The 22,533-nt window shown below is 39.3% G+C and carries 11 protein-coding genes; 10 read left to right on the top strand and 1 reads right to left on the bottom strand.

What is annotated here, in order from left to right; genetic code table 11:
• Positions 1–744 precede the first annotated feature (744 nt).
• From GQR55_RS03835 to GQR55_RS03790, 10 genes are all read left to right on the top strand, one after another.
• Positions 745–3,171 (top strand): glycoside hydrolase family 42, encoded by a 2,427-nt coding sequence (locus GQR55_RS03835; protein WP_166419499.1) that lies wholly within the window; start codon positions 745–747, stop codon positions 3,169–3,171.
• A gap of 73 nt (positions 3,172–3,244) precedes the next feature.
• Positions 3,245–4,135 carry a family 16 glycosylhydrolase gene (locus GQR55_RS03830; RefSeq protein ID WP_166419498.1) on the top strand — a complete coding sequence of 297 codons (891 nt, stop codon included), beginning with the start codon at positions 3,245–3,247 and terminating at the stop codon, positions 4,133–4,135.
• 179 nt (positions 4,136–4,314) lie between these two features.
• A complete protein-coding gene (locus GQR55_RS03825) occupies positions 4,315–5,838 on the top strand; it encodes a sulfatase-like hydrolase/transferase (protein WP_166419497.1) in 1,524 nt (507 codons plus the stop codon).
• Positions 5,839–5,907: 69 nt separating this feature from the next.
• The gene (locus GQR55_RS03820) at positions 5,908–7,350 is read left to right on the top strand and encodes a sulfatase-like hydrolase/transferase (protein WP_166419496.1); all 1,443 of its coding nucleotides are present in this window, start codon (positions 5,908–5,910) and stop codon (positions 7,348–7,350) included.
• A gap of 25 nt (positions 7,351–7,375) precedes the next feature.
• Entirely contained in the window at positions 7,376–9,247 is a 1,872-nt protein-coding gene (locus GQR55_RS03815; protein ID WP_166419495.1) for a CRTAC1 family protein, read from the top strand.
• A gap of 107 nt (positions 9,248–9,354) precedes the next feature.
• Positions 9,355–10,485, top strand: coding sequence for an SMP-30/gluconolactonase/LRE family protein (locus GQR55_RS03810; RefSeq protein WP_166419494.1), 1,131 nt, complete (start codon positions 9,355–9,357; stop codon positions 10,483–10,485).
• A gap of 580 nt (positions 10,486–11,065) precedes the next feature.
• Complete coding sequence (locus GQR55_RS03805; RefSeq protein WP_166419493.1) at positions 11,066–14,776, top strand: TonB-dependent receptor; 3,711 nt, start codon at positions 11,066–11,068, stop codon at positions 14,774–14,776.
• A 62-nt stretch (positions 14,777–14,838) separates the two neighbouring features.
• Positions 14,839–16,626 (top strand): Ig-like domain-containing protein, encoded by a 1,788-nt coding sequence (locus GQR55_RS03800; protein ID WP_166419492.1) that lies wholly within the window; start codon positions 14,839–14,841, stop codon positions 16,624–16,626.
• Between the two features lie 157 nt (positions 16,627–16,783).
• Positions 16,784–17,827, top strand: a complete 1,044-nt coding sequence (locus GQR55_RS03795) for a family 16 glycosylhydrolase (RefSeq protein WP_166419491.1) — start codon at positions 16,784–16,786, stop codon at positions 17,825–17,827.
• Positions 17,828–17,839: 12 nt separating this feature from the next.
• The gene (locus GQR55_RS03790) at positions 17,840–19,768 is read left to right on the top strand and encodes a CRTAC1 family protein (RefSeq protein WP_166419490.1); all 1,929 of its coding nucleotides are present in this window, start codon (positions 17,840–17,842) and stop codon (positions 19,766–19,768) included.
• Between the two features lie 70 nt (positions 19,769–19,838).
• On the opposite strand, the gene GQR55_RS03785 is transcribed toward GQR55_RS03790, so the two are convergent.
• Positions 19,839–22,379: a TonB-dependent receptor gene (locus GQR55_RS03785; RefSeq protein ID WP_166419489.1), complete on the bottom strand. Its 2,541-nt coding sequence runs from the start codon at positions 22,377–22,379 to the stop codon at positions 19,839–19,841.
• Between the last annotated feature and the right edge of the window lie 154 nt (positions 22,380–22,533).

The following is a 22,533-nucleotide window of genomic DNA, read 5'->3' as shown; positions in this document are numbered from 1 at the left end:
AACCCCTCATGAATTATTTACGGGGCAATCAGAAGTTCTGGTGGCTGCATAATGATTGCACTTAATACTTGAATTCAAGATAAGCTAGGGTCGCTTTTTAATAAAAAATTTCGTCAATTCCATCACATAACCTTAATGTGTCAATGATTGTACCGACCCAATAAGAAATAATTTCTATGCTATTTGCATATAAATTTGCTCAATAAAATGAAAAATAAAAACGTGTAACGTATTTTGTTGTTATCAAATTAAAGACTATACCTTTGATGAAATAGCTATAACACTCGTATCTTCGAATTTCATAAAGGATGGCATTTCAGTTTCAGTATTCGGCAGGTTAGTTGGCGGGCTATCCACAAGCCGATCAGCTAGTTGATTACAACGAACCTGCAAAATCATACAGCGATAGCGGTGTCGTTACTAAATTAACGAGTCGCATTTAACCGGGTTACTTTACAGCTATATTTGGTTTTCACTTATTTTTAAATGGATGTAAGCGAGTGCTACTTTTCTATGAAAACAACCAGCCTGAACAGGGTAAAATACACAACTGTAAAAGTAATCTTGAATATAACCACGGCTGAAATGAATATTTTGGTTAATAAGAGTGTTTCAGTATCTTACTATTTCATTTTGAAAATAAAACAGCTTACAAATGCAAACATATGATGTATGTTGTCGATATTAAATAATAACAGCAGTGCAAAAACCTGTTAACACATAACGACCTCAACGGGAGAAAATATGAGACAACATCTATTAGGCTTCACACTAGCCCCCTTATTTCTACTTACAACAGCATGCTCTCAGCAAGAAAGCGTAGCTAAAGTTGATAGCACAGAAACACTAAGCGCTTCTCAAAATAGTTACGAGCAATCTGCTCTTTTAAAAATCAGTAAACTTAAAAAGCTGATGGAACAAGCTCAAACTAAACAGATTGATGTGACTCGTGAAGAAAGCGTAGTTTGGTTTGCAGAGCAGTTTTTAAAATTTGCTAACTGGGATGAAAATAATTACGACGCGGTTGTAAAGCTTTTTGGTTACGAGCGCCACTATGCTGCGGACAAGGAAAGGTTAGCAAAAGAGTTACCAAATTTTGAACGCGAAAAAGTCATTCAAATTTTAGATAAAGGTATTGATGACTTGTCTAAAGAGCTTGCAGGCGAAATCAAACGCCGCCCTGTAAATAAGGTTGATTGGCAAAATACTAAAGCACAAGACAATATGTTTGTTAGTAATGGCAAGCCTATTTTTTTATATGACTATTTTTCAAAGAGTGTTGGTCAGCCACTTACAAATAAAGATGTTTATAACGATCATTTAGGCGCGCTCTATCATGGCGGTGAAGATCTATACCCGGTAGATCACGACCGTGCTATTAATTCATTTTTAGTGCGTGAAGATGGCACTTTTGACGAAGAGTTAATGAAAGAGCTAACGCGTATCCCTGATACCAACATTGGTTTTTTAGTTTACTGGTTAATGGGTATTCCAAAGTGGGTTGAAGAGCAAGAGCCAGAAGTTAGAAAAGGCCGTTCGTTATTTACAGGATTCGATATTGATAACCCATTAGCGCGAGATCTTTGGGGTAAAATAATTCGTAAAACGGGTGAGCTTACTAAAGGCAAAAAAGTAACTGAAGTTGGGTTTGTGTTAGCTAACGAGCCGCATTGGTACGCCGAAAAAGGCCACTGGACACAAAAATATGAAGAAATGACCAGCATCTCTTCATACACACTAAATAAGTTTAGAAGTTGGTTAGATAAAAAATACCAAGGTGATATTAACGAGCTAAATGAAAACTGGGGAACGCATTTTAGCCAGTTTACAGATGTAGCTATTGAGATACCGATTGATCCTGCGATTAAAGGCGAGCCTAAGTGGTACGACTGGACGCGTTACAATATGGACAGAAGTACTGACTGGTTTACTTACGTTCAAAACGAACTGCATTCTGTAAATGAAGACGCTGATACCCATATAAAAATTATGCCGCGCATGTTTATGGACGATTCACGCTCTGGCGGTATTGATACCGAAGCATTAGCTGAGTTAACAACCATGGTAGGGCACGATGCTAAGTCGTTTGGTAGCGAAAATATTCGTCCTGGTAAGTCATCTAAGTGGATTGAAAAGTACGCATATAACTGGGGCATAGTTACTATGTTTCATGACTTTATGGAATCAGTTGCGCCTAATAAAATTAATGTAAATTCAGAGTCTCATTTTTTATCATCGGGTCAGTGGCGAGATTTAGACACACGTACAAGCTATGTACGTAGTGTTTATTGGCTTGCAACTTTACTTGGAATGGATGCTAATATGGGCTGGTTTTGGGCACGTGATCCAGATGGTTCACCAGAGGATCGTTTAGAAGGCGATCTGGACTTTTTTGACCCAGGTCTTGGCGGTGCTTTTGCGGGTTCTAACAATATGCAGCCACATGTAACTAACGAAGTTACCCAAGTAATGTTTGATCTTAATAGTTTTTCTGAGGAAATTGTTGAGCTTAGAGAGCAGCGTCGTCCACTTCGTTTGTTTTACTCTGAAACAACAGCAATTAATACAAACGACTATATGACAAAGGGCTACAAACTTTACGAAAATTTATTTTTTGAAGGCTTCCCGCTTGGTTTTGCAACTAAAGATGTAATCGAAAAGCAAGACAATAGCAACTGGGATGCAATACTGGTTTATCGCAATAACTTTGTTACAGATGAAGAGTTTAAAGCGCTTCAAGGGTATTTAAACAAAGGCGGTACCGTTATTTTAGACTCAGCGCAAAGCTTGTCTTTAGATGAGTACGGGCATCCACGTAAGGCTAAGTTAGTTGCCAGTAAAGGTAAGCTTATTGTTATGCCAAAAGGCACAGACGTTGAAGCCATTAAAAAAACTGCTCTTGCAGAGGTTTCGGATAGTACGCCTGATGTTGTTGTAAAAGTAGATAATGGTGAGTCATTTAAAACCACAACATGGCGTACTGTTAAGCAAGACAATGGTAGTTACCTGGTTAATATTTTAAATTTAGGCCACACAACAGCAACCGTTGATCTGTCGCTTAAAAATGGTAAATCTATTCATGTTAAAAACTTAATGACGAGCAATAAAATGAATACCAGCTTTGATATTCCTTCTGAGGGTGTCTTGCTTGTTGAAGTTACAGCTCAATAAATAGTTTTTTAGCGAGTACATCCCTATGTGCTCGCTTTTCAATTAACACGATACATTAAGTTGTGGATAGCAAATGAAAGCAAATAATAAGGTTAAACTAATAGCAATATCGTTGAGCTTAATCCTTGGTAGTGCAGGGGTTAATGCTCAGCCGATGCCTCATATTGCGCAACCAGGCGAAAATTGGGTTTTACAAACTGAACGCTCAGATGAGTTTGATATTAAAGATGCTGAAAAATGGAATTTTCAAACAGAAAACTACGGTGTTTGGTCTTGGAAAGATGAAAATGCCAGTGTTTCTGAAGGTATATTAAAGCTAACCACTAAACGAGAAACGCATTTAAGAACGTTTTGGGATGGCTGTAATAAAACAAAAGTGCCTAATTATAAGTTGTTTTACACTTCGGGAGTTGCTAAATCTAGGGCAACAGGGAGTTACGGATATTATGAGGCACGTATAAAGGGTGCGGATAAATTTCCGGGAGTATCACCTGCATTTTGGATGTACAGCAAAATAGATCGTACTTTAACGAATGAAGGCGATGTGCAATATAGTGAAATAGATGTAGTTGAGTTAACTCAAAAACAGACGCTTCAGGAGTCGGACCACGACCTACATAATATTGTTATAAAAGATGGCGCACCCAAGTGGATGCGACCTGGTAGCTCGCCAGAAACAAACCATAATGGCTATCACTTACCATTTGATCCCAGTGAAGACTTTCATACTTATGGGGTTAATGTAACCAAAGACGACATTACATGGTATGTAGATAACGTTCAGGTTGGCTATAAAAAGAATTTGTACTGGCACCGCGATATGAACTTAACATTATCGCAGGGCTTACGCGCACCGCATACACAATGGAAATGTAATCAATTTTATCCTTCAGATAATCAGTCTGCACAAGGTTTTCCAACATCAATGGAAATTGATTACGTGAGAACGTGGTTAAAGCAATAAAAACCCTAAAGCCCATTCTAATAAAGTGTAAATATTAGCCAAATTAAAATTTATTTGTTGCCAATACAAACATCATATGTTTATATTATTAAAATCAATTTTATGCTTTTATAATAAAGTACAGGCAGATTGTTAAAACACTGACGTAGCAATTTTTAGTTGTTTAAAAGGACACACACATGAACTTATTTAAAATAAAAATGGTGATGCTGTTAGGGTGCTGCACATTATTTTCTCCCAATTTATATGCAAAAGATGCAGAGCTGAAAAACTCTGAAGCCAAAAAGCCAAATGTGCTGATTTTACTGTTTGATGATATGCGCTTTGATACGTTTTCTTATCGTAATGGCCCAGTTTCAACGCCAAATATTGACGCATTAGCAAACGAAGGTACACGTTTTGATCAAGCGATGACATCTACTGGCTTATGTTCTCCTTCGCGCGCGGCTATGTTTACTGGGCGCTGGGGACATAAAACGGGGCTTGACGATAACGTGGGGCTTTATCATTCACGTCTTTCGGAGTTATCACTTAGTGAAGGCAGCGTAATTAAACGTGCAACAAGCGTAGGTTACGACGTAAGTTATGTAGGTAAATGGCACTTAGGCGCACAAGGCCCAGCACTGCGCGGTGCTAACTTTATGTGGGGGCACGATAAAGATGAAGAGCGTAATGGCCGTCCTTTTACGCCTTATGGAACACAAAAAAATGTTGCCCGTATGAATGCAGGTGAGCGCGATAAAAACGGCGAAAAGCACGATTACTATAAAACGCTTCCGGGTACATATGCAGATACAGTAACAGCTAAAGAAGTAAACGAAGGCAAATTAATGCTGCAAAATGCGGCCAAATCAGACAAACCATTTTTTGGTATTGTTAGTTTTGAGCAACCTCATCCGCCGTACCGCGTACCAGAACCTTACGCCAGCATGTACGACTACAAAGACATAAAACTTCCTAAAAACTTTGGTATAGAACGTAAACATAAACCAATGGCACAAGATGATATTTGGTGGCCTTGGCACGATGTAAGCCACATGACTGAAACCGATTGGCGCAAAGCACATAGTTTTTACTATGGTGCCATTGCCATGATTGACCACGCAGTTGGCGAGCTTATTAATACCGCCAAAGAAGAAGGTTTATACGACGACCTACACATTATTTTAGTAGGCGACCAAGGTAGTATGCTAGGCGAGCATAACCTTTATGACAAAGGCCCATATGCATACGACGAATTAATGCGTATGCCACTTATAATTCGTGACCCTAGCCTTGAGCCTAAAATAATTAACCGCCAAGTGTCTATGCTAGACATAGCACCAACACTTCGCCAGTGGATGACACTACCCCTTGATGGCGACGAAGATGGACGTTCACTTTTACCATTGATGAAACAAGGCGATAGTGCCGATGCTGGTAAAGATGATATTTCGTTATATGCCTACGAATGGTACAACGGCGGATGGTTTGGTATTAGAGCTATACGTACCCCTGAAATGAAATTTGTATGGAATCCAGGCGACAGCCGCGATGAATTATACGACTTAAAAAATGATCCGTACGAAATCACAAACCAAATAGATAATCCTAAATACAAAAAACAGCTTACTGATTTAGTGCATAAAATGGCGGGAGAGCTTAAGCGTATTGAAGACCCATCATTAACTAAATTTAATCACCACATGAAAGCTTTTTTATAGCCGAGTAATGCCCTTTGGTGGGCCTTAATTGGCCTGCTATTTTTTATTATCAAAATTGAGATTGGCACTATGAAAACACACACAAAATTATTGAGCGCTTTATCATCGCTTGCCTTATTAATTGGCTCTGCGGGCATACACGCAAGTGAACAAAAACCCAATATTATTCTTATTGTTGCAGATGACCTAGGTTATGCAGATGTTGGTTTTAATGGCTCTAAGGATATTATTACCCCAAATATTGATGATCTTGCTAAATCGGGTACTTCCTTTTCAGACGCTTACGTAGCGCACCCGTTTTGTGGCCCAAGCCGAGCGGCATTAATGACAGGTCGTTATCCTCATAAGATTGGCTCACAATTTAATTTACCGACACGCGGCTCAAACGTAGGCGTGCCTACTGACGCTAAGTTTATTAGTAAATTACTAAACGAAAATAACTATTTTACCGGTGCATTAGGTAAATGGCATATGGGCGATGCGCCGCAGTATCATCCAAATAAACGTGGTTTTGATGAATACTATGGATTTTTAGGCGGTGGGCATAATTATTTTCCTGACCAATATCAACTTCAGTATAAAAAGCAAAAGGCACAAGGCTTAAAAAATATTTTTGAGTACATTACTCCGCTTGAGCACAACGGCAAAGAAGTAAAAGAAACGCAGTACATTACTGATGCACTTTCGCGCGAAGCCGTTAATTTTGTAGACAAAGCAGCAGACAAAAAAAATTCATTCTTTTTATATTTAGCTTACAACGCACCGCATGTGCCATTGCAAGCTAAAGACGAAGATATGGCGATGTTTCCTAATATAAAAAATAAAGACCGTAAAACATACGCAGCTATGGTTTACGCAGTTGACCGCGGCGTGGGTAAACTAGTAGAAACCCTGAAAAAAAATAATCAGTATGATAATACGCTTATCGTATTTATGAGCGATAACGGTGGCAAATTAAGTAAAGGCGCTAATAACTTCCCACTTAAAGCAGGTAAGGGCAGTACACAAGAAGGCGGTTTTAGAGTTCCTATGTTGTTTCATTGGCCTAAACATGTACCTGCGGGCAAGCGTTTTTCGCATCCTGTATCGGCACTTGACTTATACCCAACATTTGCAGCTTTAGCGGGCGCTAAAGTTGAAGAAAACCAACATTTAGATGGTACAAATATGTGGCCTGCATTTATTAAAAATGAAAACCCACATAAAGATGAGCCTATTTATGCACTTCGCCATCGTAAGGGTTACAGCGATGCTGCAATTCGTATGAACCAATGGAAAGCATTAAAAGTCAACCAGCAACCATGGCAGTTATTTAATATCGAAAACGATATTTCTGAAAAACACGATGTAAGTAAATCTAACAAAGCACTGTTAACCGACATGGTTCGCGAAATGGAAAAATGGAGTTGGGATAACCAACAGCCAAAATGGTTTCACGAAACGACTGAAGGTGCTAACTGGCGATTAGATGCCATGCCACGATTCGATAAAACGTTTAAAACAACTAAGTAAGTTTTATCAAATTCATGGAGGCTTTATGAAAGTAAAAACAATTGTATGGCATGTTTCTTTGTTATGTGTGGGCGCAAGCTTACTAGGTTGTCAACAAGCGAGTGCCCTAGCGGGTGCTCAGCTAACACCGGGTAAAACATTATTTACTGAGCAGCACCAAGCAATTAAATTAGAAAATAAAAATCGCCGTAAATGGGATAACGCATTAATAAGCGATTTAGACCAAGACGGTTACCCAGATTTATTACTTACCGACCATGGTTATACCATTCGTTTGTATTGGAACAATAAAGGCGTTTACGACAAAGGACGCGACCTGATTGTAGGTGATATGCACGGTATTGGCGTAGGCGATTACGACAAAGATGGCAAAATGGATATTTTGCTTTCACGTGGTGGTGGCTCTGGCGATAACGCGCGTAATGCTAAGTTATTTCACTTTAACAAAAGAGAAATTGTTGAAGGCGGTGAGTTTTCACCCAAACTGCCAACGTTGCGTGGGCGCACTAGTAAGTTTTTTGATGCCAATAACAACGGTCATTTAGATTTATTACTAATGGGATTCCCGCAGGCTAATAGCGGTAAACAAACCAGTAATTTTATTTATAAAAACGATGGTAGCGGCAATATAACTCACGCAAGTGATTTACCAAAAACTAATCGAGATGGTCAAAAAGTCCTTATTACAGATTTTAATAACGATAAAATTGACGATTTAGTGATTTACGGCGACGGTGCTTTACGTGTTTTAAAAGGCAATGGCGACTTTACCTTTAGTGACGTAACCGCCAATGTTTTACCTAATAAAATAATGGATGCGACGGGTGTTAGCGAAATCGATTTTGATAATGATGGTGACTTTGATTTATATATAAGTCGTGCCAACCCATTACAAGCAGGCGATACGTTTTTTGATGCTAAAAGCCACACATTTGGTTTTTACACCAAGCGTGGACCATTTAAATATGATGACTTACTTATTGGCGATACGCTTAATTTAGTTAACTACCAGTCACCTTATCCAAACCAAGATGTATTTGTAGGCGAAGGCACTTATAAATATAAATTTGAAGGTGAAAGGCACAGTGGTCAAAACGTCAATATTGTTAGCAGTAATGGCCTAGGCTGGGCCGATACCCAACCTAATAAAGGTTTGTATGTTGGTTATATAGGCAATGATAAATGGCGTATGGCGGGTAATACTTTTTCACCTACAACGGGTGTTGTAACCGGTATTAAACATTATACGGTAAATAAAAAACCAGTGGCACCATCGGATTTACTACTTAAAAATGAAAGTGGAAAATTTGTAGATGTGAGTGCTAAAGCTGGCATTAAAACAAATTTAAATACGACCGGCATAAGTGTGGGAGATTTTAACAACAACGGCTACCAAGATTTGTTTATTGTTAAACAAGGCAGCTTGGTAACGCCTACATCGCAAATACTGTATTTAAATAATGGCGATAACACATTTAGCCAAGCGACTCATTCGGGGTTAATAACAAACACCTTAGGTACCATTGGCTCAGGCGCAAATGTATTTGATTACAACTTAGACGGCCAGGTCGATATTATTATGAATAACGACAGAGGTCAGTGGCACTTATTTAGTAATCAAGCCAATAACAGTAATCACTATGCATTACTGCGTATAAGTAATTCACTTAAGCATAATGCTAGCCCCATTGGCGCTATAGCGACACTTAAAGGCTGTGGTAAAACCCTTACAAGACGCGTGTCGCCTGATGCCGCACCTTATACACAATCATTTGATAACGTGGTTCATTTTGGTTTAGGCCAGTGCAACGAAATAGATAACGTAAGTGTGCGTTACAGCAATGGCGAAGTAATCAATAAATCTAAGGTTGGGACAGATCAAGTAATCAATTTTTAATTACAACGTTTGATTACGACAAAGTTAACTATGAGAGGTAAAAAGCAAGGTTTGGTAACAAGCCTTGCTTTTTTTTCGCAAAAAATTAAGAGTAAAAGAGAGCAATAATGAATAAAAATAACATCACTCATCTTAAAAATAAATTAGCGGGTCTAGTGTGCTTATTTACTGTGTTTGGTTGCAGTACCCACACGGCTCAAAGCAATAATAAAAATATAAATAAAGGGGGAGAAAGTGCATCTTTAGCGTCTGTTAAAACGTCTAATACACTGCTTGAGAGTGCGAGTTTATTTGCATCACTCCCTGATTATTGCCCAACCCCAGACGCTTTTGCTGTCTCTCCTTCAGGAGAGCTTACTTTATCGTGTGTTAACTATGCCAATAAAGGGCTACAAGCGGGTGTGCTGGTTAATATTAATAATGATAAAACGTTTACTAAAATAGCCCAGTTATCGGGGCCAAACAATAAAGGGAAGGGCCGCCCTATGGGGCTTGCCTATGCCCCCGATGGCTCGTTATTTATAGCCGATAACCAAGGTGCTGGCAAAGCCCGATTACTTAAACTCACCTTAAAAAATAACAAAGTCATCAATACTCAAATAGTAGCAAAAGGCATGAGTTCGCCAAACGGTGTGCGCTATCAAAATGGCTATATTTACGTAACTCAACTGCGTGTGCCAAGTAAAAATAAGGCCGAGACTCTCAGCGGGATATATCGTTTTAAGGCCACAGATACCAATATATTAGTGACTAACAGTACAGATGATCCGCATTTATTGTTTTTGGCTAAAACAGCTAATAAGCAACGTAAATTTGGACTTGATGGCTTAGTGTTTGATTCACAGGGCAACTTGTTTGTAACCAACCTAGGTGACGACTTAATTTATAAATTAACGTTTGATACAAACAACAACCTGCTTAGCCAAAGTACCTATGCAACACTTCCAAAAGGAAGTGGACCTGATGGCTTAACTATAGACCCTCAAGGTAATTTATACGCCGCAGGTTTTTTAAATAATCAAGTTATAAAAATTGATACAAACCAAAATGTAACCGTTATTGCATCGTACCCCGATAACAATTCAGAAAATGGTGAATTAGACCAACCCGCCGATATTATTTATTATAAAGGCTCTTTGCTTATGTCGAATTTTGACTTGCTTACAGGCCCAGGCATTACCAATACTGGGCATGGCAAACCTTATACGGTAAGTGAAATTAAGTTACATAATAAGTAAGGTTTTAATTTAAGTTAAGCGCTTAAATTAGGTTCTTAAATTAAAATCGTGTGTATTGCCGTGTATGTTTGAGCTTTAGATTTATGGGCAATACATTTGGTTTACCGCTTTCAAAACTGCTGATTGGCAGCTTTTGATCGCTGTAAATATTCTAATGAGCATAAGTTAATATTATAAACCCTCGTAAATTTCTTTCTGAACAACTCAATTTTGATCATTTTCAACAACATATTTTATTTATTAATGGGGATTTTGAGTCTCTTTTTTTGTTTTGTATAAAAAATAAAAATATCTACGTTACTTTCACTTAAATATTAATGAATTTAAATTGTTTAAAAACAGCGATTTAAATTACTTCGTTTAAAAAAGAAACAAAAATGTAAAAATCAAAGTAAACGACTTGTAAATATAAACATCATATGTTTAACTTGATCGCAAGTTAAGCAACGCTCTGAAACGAAATTAGGATACCAGGACGTTCATTCATTTTATCTGTGGCGCTTAACTAACAATAAAAATAGACAACATCATCACACACTGGCATTGAGAAAAACGATGCCGATAAACAGGAGAGCACACAATGCAGCATAACTTTAGGTTATCAGCAGTCTCTGCAGCTATTATTGCTTCGCTTATTTCATCATCTGCTTTTGCACAAGAAGATGAAGAAAAAGAGAAAATAAAACTACAAAAAGATATCGAAATAATTGAAGTCCAAGGGATCAAAAGTAGCTTACGAAAAGCGGTAAACGCAAAGCGCTTTTCCGACAACGTAAGTGACTCAATTCATGCTGAAGATGTAGGTAAATCAACAGATCAAAACATCGCTGATGCACTATCTAGAGTAACCGGGGTGAGTATTCAAGAAGAGGGTGGTGAAGGAACTCGTATATCAATTCGTGGTGCCGGACCTTCTTTAAATCAAATATCAATGAATGGTGTCGCACTTACCGGCGGGCTAAGTACCGATGGCTCTAGTGCGGGTGCTACTAACGATAACAGTGTTGATTTAAGCTCTTTTTCGTCAGATATATTGTCATCTATCGATGTAATTAAAACATCTTCTGCTGATAACGATGAAGGCTCACTCGGCGCAAGTGTTGTGCTTAGAACTGTAAAACCGCTAAATTTAAACAAACCACGTCGTTCTTTTACGGTTGAAGGGCGCTACAACGAGTTTTCTGATGAAAGTGACTCACGCATTAATTTTAGCTTTTCTGATAAATACTTCGACGACACCTTTGGCTTTATTATAACGGCCTCTAAAGATACCCAAAAAACACGACAAGATCGTATCAATACCGATTGGGCTAACGGCGCAATTCCTATTGTTGATTTAGATGATGCAACTGGTCGTACAGCACATGACACCGTTACAGGTAAAGCAATCAGGGTACTTGGCAATCAACGTGATGCAGATGGAAATAAGCTTTTTGGTGAAAATGGAGAAGCATTATTAAATCCACTGAGTTCACTTAATAATTACGACCCTGAAACGCAAATATTACATGAAGGTGATTTATTTGTTTTAGCGCGTGAGGTTATTGATTTTACATTAAATAATGACCAACGAGATCGCTTGTCAGTGTCTACAGGTTTTCAATACCAACCAACAGAGTCACTCGATATTCAGCTAGATGTAACTCATACAGAGCAAGATGTGTTAACCGACAGTCAACGACTACGTTTAAACATGGGGCCTGTAACACCTTTAATTTATGCCGGTGACGACAATACAGCACTAAACGGGGTTGATTTATCTACCAATACCTTGCAGCAATCAAGTAGCCGCTCTACAAGTGGTAACTTTGTTCGCTCCTACGGACTTAGAGAGATTGATACTAATGTAGCGTCACTCGATATTGATTATCAGGTAACCGATTCATTAAATATGAATGTAAGAGCTGGTTTTTCAAAAACCACTGATGAAACACCTGACGATGATGAAAAAGATCGTTTTATTTCTATTAGTACAGCTACTTGGGGCACGGCAGGTCGCCAAATAGTTGAATCAATGCCCGATGGCAGCCACGAAATGGTTGGCTACGACTGCGGCAGCAGTGGAGAATGTAGTTACTCAACAGGTGTTACTCCAGGGGAGTTTGACGCCTTTGATGGTACGTCTAATGCGGTATACAGCCGTTTTAATCCGTATGATATGGAGCACAATCACTTAGGTAGTTTAGTGCTTCGTAAAAACAAATTAGCGGATACAAATAAGTCGCTTTTTGTTGATTTTGACTATGCGCTTGATGGTGACTTTATTAGATCGCTTGAATTTGGAGTTAAGTGGTCAAATCGTAAAAAAGATGTCTCTATTCAAAATAGAGCAACCACAAATGGCAGTGACTTAATAGATTTAGAAGACCCTGATCAAGCGTTTGAAGTACGTGGGCTTGGTACAATTCGCTTAGCCGATATAGTAGCTGATAGTGCCTATCCTTACGATAATTTTGGTGAAGATATTCAATCAGATCGCTCTGCACAGTTTTTTAATGGCTGGCCGTTACTAGATGCCGAAAAAGCGCTTGAGATTGTTTCAGGTAAAGATGCAGGCGAAGTAGGTATACGCGAAACCATTACAGGCAGTCGTAATATTGAAACCGAAACAAAAGCCGCTTATTTTAAAGCAAACTTTGAGCTGATGGATGGCAAGCTAACAGGTAACTTAGGCCTTAGGTATGTAAAAGATGACACAACAGCAACAGGCGTAGGCGGTATTAACTATACGCGTTTTCCACAAATGGTTGATGCGTATAATTTGTTAGTTGAGCGTGGTTTAGCAAATACAAATTTAGATGCCTGCCCGGCAGCTGTTATGGGGGTCTCTGACACGGGTCAGCCTGATCATCGTTACACACCAGCAAACGATGCTGAGCTACAAAACTGTTGGGCATGGCAAATCACTCATGCGTATAACCGCTCAAACCCAGCTACTTTCCCTGTTGATCCGCAAACGGGTCAGTTTGTAATTCCCGGGGCTGATGGGAACACCGGACTGGGTGTAAATCAGCAAGTGTTTGTAGATGAAAATGGCAACATTATAGCTAACAATGCATTACCTTCTTTAATTTACGACAGCAACGGAAATTTAGTTCCAACGTCAGCTAATGCATGGGCACACTTTGCAAGTAACGGACAAATTTGGCCATTTTTAGACAGAACAACTTCATTTACAGGAACACAAGGTAGCGGACGTGAAGTACAAGACCGCGTTGCTTGGGTAACTAAAAAAGGCGGACATGACGCTTATTTACCTAGCTTAAACTTAAATTATGCAGTTAACGAAGAAATGATTGCACGTTTTGCTGTTAGTAGAACCATGACGCGTCCTCGTTTTGATTCATTAAACCCACGTACACAAATTTTTGAGCAACAATGGGACTCTGCTAATGGCTCAGCAGGTAATGCAAATTTAAAACCGCTTAAATCAACCAATCTCGACTTGTCCTATGAGTGGTACTTTAGCGATTCAGGCTTGCTGTCGGTAGCGTTCTTTTACAAAGATATGAAAGACTTTGAAGAAACGGTTGTTGTTCCGTATCACTATAAAGACGTTAGGACCGAATACGATTTACAAACAGCCGATTTATTACTTGATTACGATGAGAATAGAGCACCAGGTGGCGAAGAAGATTGTATGCCACTTAGACAAGTTGCAGGCTTTTTTGACCAATGGCGCATTGAATGTGACGTTGTAAACGTAACCACAGTAACCAATGGTAAAGGCGCAGATATTAAAGGTGTTGAACTAGGTTACAACCAAAACTATGACTTTTTACCAAGTTATTGGGGTGGCTTAGGTTTAAACATGAACTATACCTACCAAGATTCAGAATCTGATCGTCAGCAGGTAGGTAATACCGATATATTTTTAAAACCACTACCACAACCTTTCACTCCAAAGCATTCTCTAAATACAACACTGTATTGGGAACAAAAAGGGATTCAATTACGTTTAGCGAGTCGCTACACCGGGGATCAATTAGTTAACCGAGGTTTAGTTGGCGGCGCTACATGGCAAGAGGCAACCCATCGTTTGGACTTTAGCTCAAGTTATAAAATTAATAAAAACTTTAGCTTAACTTTTCAGGCACTTAACTTAACTGATGAAACTAACCGAATTTATTACACCAGTTCATTTAGTCGTAATGCGTTTGAAGCTAACTCGCAAGAGGTTGTGCTCGATGAAGGTAATGCAATTGAAGATGGCAGTGTAACTACTTCGCGTACAGCATCAGTTTGGAAAACAGGTCGTCAGTTCCGTGTTGGTCTTCGCGGTACCTTTTAATTGAGAAACTATTAGCAGCGGGCCACGTTTGGCGCGCTGTCTTACAAAATTTGGAGAGTAAGATGAAACATAACTTACTAATAAAAACAGCAATTAGCAGTGTTATATTTTCAGTATTAACAGGGTGCGGCGGAACGGATGAAGGTTATGATCCGCAGTTTAAATCTGATTTAGCACTTGTAATCGATACCGCAGTGATCACGAGCACATTAAATGAAGAGTCCGGAGTTCAAGAAATTGATTTACTGCAAGGCGTAACAATCGACGGTAAACCAGCCTCTGAGTCAGGTGCAACCATAAACGTAAGTGAGTTAGAGTTTGTGGTTAATAATAATTTCACTACCCCACAAACAAGTGCTAATACTATTGCATCACACCGAATTTCACCTTTCACGCAATCAAGTGATAGCACTAAATTAGTTGTAAATACCGATGCGTTTTCGGCGGCATTAAGACAATGCGACCAAACCGATATTAGAGGCGCTTTAGATGGCGATGGTAACCCTATTGCTGATGGTAACTTAGACTTTCCGAGCCAAGTTATTTATAACATTACATATTCTATCAATAATGGTGCAGCTATTGCTGCGGGCGGCGCACTGCCTACACGTACATTACAATTAACTGTCAATGCGATTGATGATGTTGTAACTGAGGTCAGCGTCTCGCCGATTGAAATCCCTGCTGGTGGTCAAGCAAGTGTATTCGCATCAGCGATACCAAATTACGCGTGTAACCCCGCACTTGTTTACTCAATTGCAGATGAAGATATTGCAACCATTGATGAAAATGGCCTTATTAGCGCTAAAAATACCGGTGAAACGACTATTACAGCCACAAGTGTTGATAACCCCGAAGCTTCAGCAAGCGCCACACTTACAGTGACAGGTGCTTTTAGTCTTGCAATAACAAACGACGATAAAAACGAGTTAGGCGCTTCTTCAGGTAACAAGGACGTTCCTATCTGTGTGGCCAGTGGTGTAGAAGTGCAGCCTGCTTTACTAAACGCAGAGTTAAGCGGCGAATATACTTTTGATTGGACACTTAACGATGAAGTTTCATTTACGAAAAGCTTAACCGCAAAAAGCGGCTTTGGAGAAGTACTTGCCATTAAAGCACCTACAACAATAGACAGCCCAAATACGGTAACGGTTGAACTTATTGATGGCGATACAGCAAGTACACCTTTATCACTTATTTCGCAAAAAAGTATTACGGTTAATACTGTTAATAACCAAATGTGTGAGCCGGGTGTGTCTGAACACGAAGCAGGCTTTAACACCGACTTTAACCTCAATGGTGAAGGTGCACCTTATAAAGGTAATGCCACTTATAGTGTATCGGCAACCTCTGTGTCGGGTAATGGTCGTTCGCTTGAAATTACAGCGGGTACTGCAACTCAAGGTGAAGCGAATACACCGTACTCTTTTGCAACTCAGCAAGTTTGGAATAAACAACGTAACTGGTATAGCGCCAACTATGGACGTGGTGCCGAGTCTGTTGGTAAAACATACCGTTATGCCGTGTGGGTTAAGTTAAATCAAGTGCCTGTTGAACCCGTTACGTTGCGCCATGTTGTTGTACCGTGGGTTTATGACGGCATACCTGAGGATGCAAATGGATTTACAGGTCGTTACTCAGAAGCGGGCTTATTTAGCGCAGCACTCGCAGCCACTACGCAGTGGCAATACATCGAGTTTGTAGAGGATTCAACTAATCAACGCGACTGGGCTATTCCAGCAACATGGAGCTCAATTACCGATGTGTTTACCCTTTGGGAAGTGTATGGACTGCCAACGGGTGATTCAATCTTGATTGACGATTACGCCGTTACGCGTATCGATATTTAAGCGAGTACTAGACGCATAACATAATATTAATTAAAGCGGCTTTAAACTAAATAGGTTTAAAGTCGTTTTGTTTGCTTATAAGCCACTAAAAAATCTATTTATTTACGTATTAATTTTTAACTTTCACACAAACTTACATACAAAATAATGAGACATCATGAACAACACGCAAAAAAATATAAAAACACATAAATTGACGCTCACAGCAGCATTATTGTCGGTAATAACCATTGGCGGTTGTAGCAGCGATGCGACGACTAACACGCAAAAGCTTCCCCAAACTAAAAATAACTTATTGCCTTTAACAGATCCGCAAAACACCGGTAAATGGGTACTTAACACCCAAGTAAGTGACGAATTTGAAACCAGCACTATCGATGAAGAACGTTGGTACATTGTGGGTAAAATAGAAAACGGTAAACCTATTTATAAGCATCCAGATAATCCAAATAAAAAAGTATGGAAAGGCCGCGCACCTTCGCAATTTTCGGGTAATAACTACCGCCTAGAAAATGGCAAACTAAAACTCGAGACACGTTGGGAGCCTGACTTTCCTTTTGAACAAAAAATACATAAGCCTGTGTTTGGCGATGCACTTAAATACGAAAACCTCACAACGGCATGCTTTATCGGCAGAAAGTCTTTTCAGTACGGATACATAGAAATTAAAAGCAAAGCCGCTGATGCGCAAGTGAGCAGTGCATTTTGGTCGATGGGCGAAAAGTTAGAAGTTGACTTTTTTGAATTATTTGGCGACTCGCACGACCCTAAAAAAGATCACATAGACAGTGAGTTATGGTGGTCAATCCGCGATTGGAATAAAAAGGTAATGGGCAAGCCCACTTACACAGAACGAAAAGACTTAGGCTTTAGAGTAGCCGATGACTTTCACGTGTATGGAATTGACTGGAGCGCCCAAGGAATTAAATACTATGTTGACGGTAAATTATTTAGCGAAGTATCTGCAGCACAAGCTGATGCCTGGGCAAAAGAGCACCGCGGGGTTGATACAGGCTATGTAGCCACTAAGCCACTGTTTTTATGGCTTGATCAGGAGACTTTTCCTTGGCATGGCGTACCAAAAAGTAAAGAAGAGCTTGAACGTAATAGCCCTGAGGGCAAAAAAGATGATGGTGTAGTCGACTTTGAAATTGAATACATCCGTGTGTGGCAGCAAAAACCATTACAGTCAGTTAAGTAAGGAGTGGGTTAAATGAAAAAAAATAGTAAGCCAGCAAACACGTTATTTTGTTTATCACTGATCGCTACAAGTATTCTGCTTTATGGATGTAATACCACTCAAAGGGCAAGCAATGAAACGCTAAGCGACAACAGCAGTAATAAATTAATGTTTAGCGAATCACACAATATTATACCTTTTGAGCCACTATCGCGTCGTAAATGGGACCGTGCACTGATTGCAGACTTTGATAAAGATGGCTATCAAGATGTATTAATTACTGAGCATACCCACGCAGTAAAAATTTTTTGGAATAACAAAAACAATACCTTTTCAGCACCACAGATAATTATTAAAGGCGACACACACGGCGTGGCTGTTGCTGATTACGACTTAGATGGTCGTATGGATTTAATAATAGCCCAAGGCGGTGGTGGAGGCCTAAAACCGCGTTTACCTGTATCGTTTCAAATAAATCATGACCGGACTGTTGAAGGCGGAGAAACGTTTGATAATTTTGAACGTACACGCGGACGTGCGGTTAAATTAATTGATGGCAATAACAGTGGCACTTTAGATTTAATGCTCTCTGCTTTTCCGCTTAAAAAGCAAAAAAAGGGAGCCAACCATATATATAAAAACGAAGGGCATAATCATTTTAAGTTTGTCGATTACTTACCTACTGCAAAATGGCTTGGTTATAAAGCCTTAGTTAGTGATTTTGATAATGACGGGCACGATGATTTATTTTTTTACGGCGGAGATGACATTGTTGTAGCGCAGAGTAAATCTGATTTAGGTTATAAAAATAAAAGTAAGGCTGTACTAGGAAATAATCGCAATATTAGCCATGTAAGCAGCATGACCGAAATCGATTTTGATAATGACGGTGACTTTGATTTATTTTTAACTCGCGCTAAACACCAATTTGAGCAACACACCTTTTACGATGCTCAATCTCAAAACTTTGCTTTTTTTACTCGTAACGAAGCATTTAAATTTGAAGATTTTAAAATCGAAGGTGACTTTGAAATAGAAAACCTGCAAATGGCTTACCCCCATTTTAATGTGTTTATTGGCAAAAATAGTGCGCCTTTAGCATTACAAGGGCACGGCGGCAGTGAACGTACGGTAAAGGTAACAAAAGAGCAAGCTGCTGGCTGGCCTAAAAAGCTAAATAAAAAAGGTTTATATATAGGTTACTTAGGTAATGATACTTGGCGCGTAGCGGGGGATACTAAATCACCTACAGCCGGTGTTATTAAAAGAGTGACTAATTCACCTAAAGTAAAAGGGCTTGAGCCATTACCAGCGGTATTATTAGAAAACCAGCAAGGAAAATTTGTTGATGCAACAGCCAAGCTAAATATTAATCTTAGCGAACCCACAACCAGTGCTGTAGCCGGAGATTTTAACAACGATGGTTGGAGTGACTTATTTGTATTACGTTATGGCAATCCGGCAAAAGCCAACGAGCAGCTACTGTATTTAAATCAGCAAGGTAAAGGCTTTAAGGCTTTACAAAATCATGGTGTTATTTCAACTGAGCTTGGAGCAACAGGGGGCAGCGCACAGGCCTTTGATTACGATAATGACGGGGACCTTGACTTAATTTACTCAAACGAGCGCGGCCGTTGGCATTTATTTACTAATAACACAGCTTTAGATACGCAGCATAACTTTTTAGTCACTAATATTGGTTACTCGCCTAAAGCCGGTGTGTCGGCATTGGGAGCTACTGCGACTATAAAAGCATGTGGGCAAAATTATAAGCGTGTTGTAGGCGCAACAGGTGCTGGCTTTTCACAAAGCGAAAATAATAAGTTACACGTTGGTTTAGGTACGTGTACACAGATAAATAATGTATCGGTTCGTTGGAGTAATAATGAGCATGTAGATATTAGCAATGCAGTTATAAATGACGCTAACGGGGAGTTAGTTGGAAGAAAAGAGCCGCTGTAAGTAATTAAATGCAGATATAAAAATAGCGCTTATTAAGCGCTATTTTTTTGTATTTAGTTTTCGTTATCTATTAAAAGCTATATTGAACGCTTGCACCCACATAACGACTCCAGTCACGAGGATAGAATGCTTCCCCAAACCCTTCAGAGTTTATACGTTGGCGAGTAGTGTACGACTTATCAAATAAGTTTTTAATGAATACACTAAACTGTAAGTTATCTTTGCTTACGCTTAAGTAACCATCCCAAATGCTTGACGATGGGTTAGCTGATTCGCCAAAGGCAAGTTCGTTAATTGATTGCGTGTGGCTGCCATTATAACGCCAAACTGCACGTGTATTAGCATTCCAGCCTGTATCAGCAATTTGTGTATTATATGAAATAGTACTTAAAAATTGTTGCTCAGCATTATTAGGGAAAGATAAACCCGTTTGATCAAAGCTCTGACGGCCTGTTGAATCAGTTGTACAGCGAGAAGCAAGTAAACCACCATCACCAGCAGGACAATTTATAGGTGTATCAGCAAAGTCCTCGTAGCGTGCATCAAAATAAGCGTAGTTAAACGACCACTTTAATTTATCTGATATTTTAACCACTACATCGGCTTCAATACCGGTTGAACGTGCTTGTGCTGCGTTTACATAGCCTGCAAAAATAATGTTATTTTCTTCATCTATTACACGGCTGGCACGTACTTGATAATCGTCAACTCTCATATCAAAGTACGTAAAGTTAAACAGTAAATCATTATCAAAATATGCTGAACGCAGACCTACTTCAAAGTTTGAAGAGTTTTCAGGATCGGTAGGGAAGTTGTCTGCATCGGCAGGGTCGGTATTTGTTGTTACAAAGTAAGATGCCCCTTTATAGCCGGTAGAATAATTTACATAACCGCGAATATCATCAGTAAAGTCATACCCTACAACCGCTTTGTATATAAAGGCGGTGTCTGAGTTATCAAATTTAGTTGGCGCGTCTTGGCGTAAAATAAGCGATGGATCTGTTTGAGCAAGTTCTAATACTTCATTGAATGTTTCCATTCCAACACCTGTAGAAGGTGTTGCCAAATCTGTACGAGCAAAGGTTGCATCACTTTTTTCGTGTAATAATCTAAAACCAAAAGTAGCATCTAATTGCTCAGTTATTTGGTATTCAAGTTGTCCAAAAATAGCGACGTTTTCAAAACCAGTTGTAAAATCACCACTATTTAGTAAGCGAGAAGGCGTTAGTAATGAGCGGTCGTCATCGCCAGTAGTTGCATAGTTAGCTAAAAAAGCATCGGTAGATTGCTTTGAATAACACCCTGTTAATTCGCCGCCTTCAATAAAGCCACGGTTACCTGCAATACAGCCATCACGTATTTCAGAACGCTGACCGTCGGTATCATGGTAAAAAAGACCTAATACCCAATCAAACTTTTCATTATTAAATGACGAAATACGAAATTCTTGTTGAAGAACATCAACCGATTCGTTACCACCAAAAGCGGTTCGCTCTACAGGAAAATTAATAGTAAAAAATGCTGAACTGTTATATAAATCAAAATCTCTGTAGCTACCATTATAGCTAAGTGTAATTTCATCATTTAGGTAGTAATCGGCCGATATTGAAAAGCCAAAATTTTCTGTTCTACCAAAGTTACCTTCAGCATTACGCGATGTAACTGGGCCGCCGGCTTCTTCAAAAGTAGACTCAGGATTTACACGGTTATAGGTTGTGCCTTCAATAGTGCCATCGTCTTTTACATTAACGATTGGACGAGGGCCAAAATCTGGGTTTATTCCACCTAAACGAGTAAGAGAACAACAATTTGTGTCTGTCTCTGAATATTCTAAGCGAAATAGTACGTTTAGCTCTTGGCCATTATCGTATAAAAGTTGGCCGCGACCAGCTTTCGTTGTTTTTGCGCCAATAGTGTAATCTTCTTCACCAGGCATGGTGTTTTTTATCCAACCATCAATATCACTGTATTGCGCGTTAAATCGAGCTGCCCAGTTTTCGTTAAGGGGTACATTTACGGTCCCGCTAAAATCAGTGCCATCAAACTCAGTAACTTGTGCTCTAACCGTGCCTGAAACTCGGTCATCTAGTTGCGGCTTTTTAGTTACATAATGCAATAGGCCTGTTGATGTGTTTTGGCCAAATAAAGTCCCTTGTGGGCCGCGCATTGCTTCTACACGCTGTACATCTGAAATAGGTAAGTTAAGCATTGATTGGCGGGGTAATACTTCACCATCTATAACGACAAGGTTTGAAGACTGTAAGCCAATTGAATTTGTAAAAGTGCCTATACCACGTGTTTTTAATGTTGTAGTTCGTATTTCACTGCTGTCATCAATGCCAAAACCAGGTAAGTAGGTGACTAAATCAAACCCATTATCTATACCAATTTCTTGAATTAAATCACCACTTAGCACTTCGATTGAAGAGGGAACTTCTTTTAATGCTTGATCGCGTTTTTGTGCGCTCACTAAAATAACTTCAAAATCGTCTGAATTGCTTTTAGCTTGTTTTGCGGTTGTTTCTTCTTGTGCATATGCAGTGTGTGTGAAAGCTGATAAAGAACAACATGCAAGTAATATTGCTGTATGCAATTTACTGTGTTTAAGCATTTTAACCACTCCGTTTCTTCATAATTACTGTGTGTGCAGATAATGCAACGGCAGTATCTGTTATTTAGAATCAGGCTAATTAAACAGCGACTCTTAATTGCGATAAAGCTATAAGCAATCAAGAAGTGTAAATAATCGCGAATGATTCATTCTA

This window comes from Pseudoalteromonas sp. Z1A8 (assembly GCF_011378855.1).
GTDB lineage: Bacteria > Pseudomonadota > Gammaproteobacteria > Enterobacterales > Alteromonadaceae > Pseudoalteromonas.
Note: the sequence above shows the minus strand (reverse complement) of the source record. Positions and strands in the feature narration are given on the sequence as shown.

Excerpts from the sequence above, each read along its gene's own strand:
- GQR55_RS03835 (WP_166419499.1), top strand. The coding sequence starts at position 745 with ATGAGACAACATCTATTAGGCTTCACACTAGCCCCCTTATTTCTACTT.
- GQR55_RS03830 (WP_166419498.1), top strand. The coding sequence starts at position 3,245 with ATGAAAGCAAATAATAAGGTTAAACTAATAGCAATATCGTTGAGCTTA.
- GQR55_RS03825 (WP_166419497.1), top strand. The coding sequence starts at position 4,315 with ATGAACTTATTTAAAATAAAAATGGTGATGCTGTTAGGGTGCTGCACA.
- GQR55_RS03820 (WP_166419496.1), top strand. The coding sequence starts at position 5,908 with ATGAAAACACACACAAAATTATTGAGCGCTTTATCATCGCTTGCCTTA.
- GQR55_RS03815 (WP_166419495.1), top strand. The coding sequence starts at position 7,376 with ATGAAAGTAAAAACAATTGTATGGCATGTTTCTTTGTTATGTGTGGGC.
- GQR55_RS03810 (WP_166419494.1), top strand. The coding sequence starts at position 9,355 with ATGAATAAAAATAACATCACTCATCTTAAAAATAAATTAGCGGGTCTA.
- GQR55_RS03805 (WP_166419493.1), top strand. The coding sequence starts at position 11,066 with ATGCAGCATAACTTTAGGTTATCAGCAGTCTCTGCAGCTATTATTGCT.
- GQR55_RS03800 (WP_166419492.1), top strand. The coding sequence starts at position 14,839 with ATGAAACATAACTTACTAATAAAAACAGCAATTAGCAGTGTTATATTT.
- GQR55_RS03795 (WP_166419491.1), top strand. The coding sequence starts at position 16,784 with ATGAACAACACGCAAAAAAATATAAAAACACATAAATTGACGCTCACA.
- GQR55_RS03790 (WP_166419490.1), top strand. The coding sequence starts at position 17,840 with ATGAAAAAAAATAGTAAGCCAGCAAACACGTTATTTTGTTTATCACTG.
- GQR55_RS03785 (WP_166419489.1), bottom strand. The coding sequence starts at position 22,379 with ATGCTTAAACACAGTAAATTGCATACAGCAATATTACTTGCATGTTGT.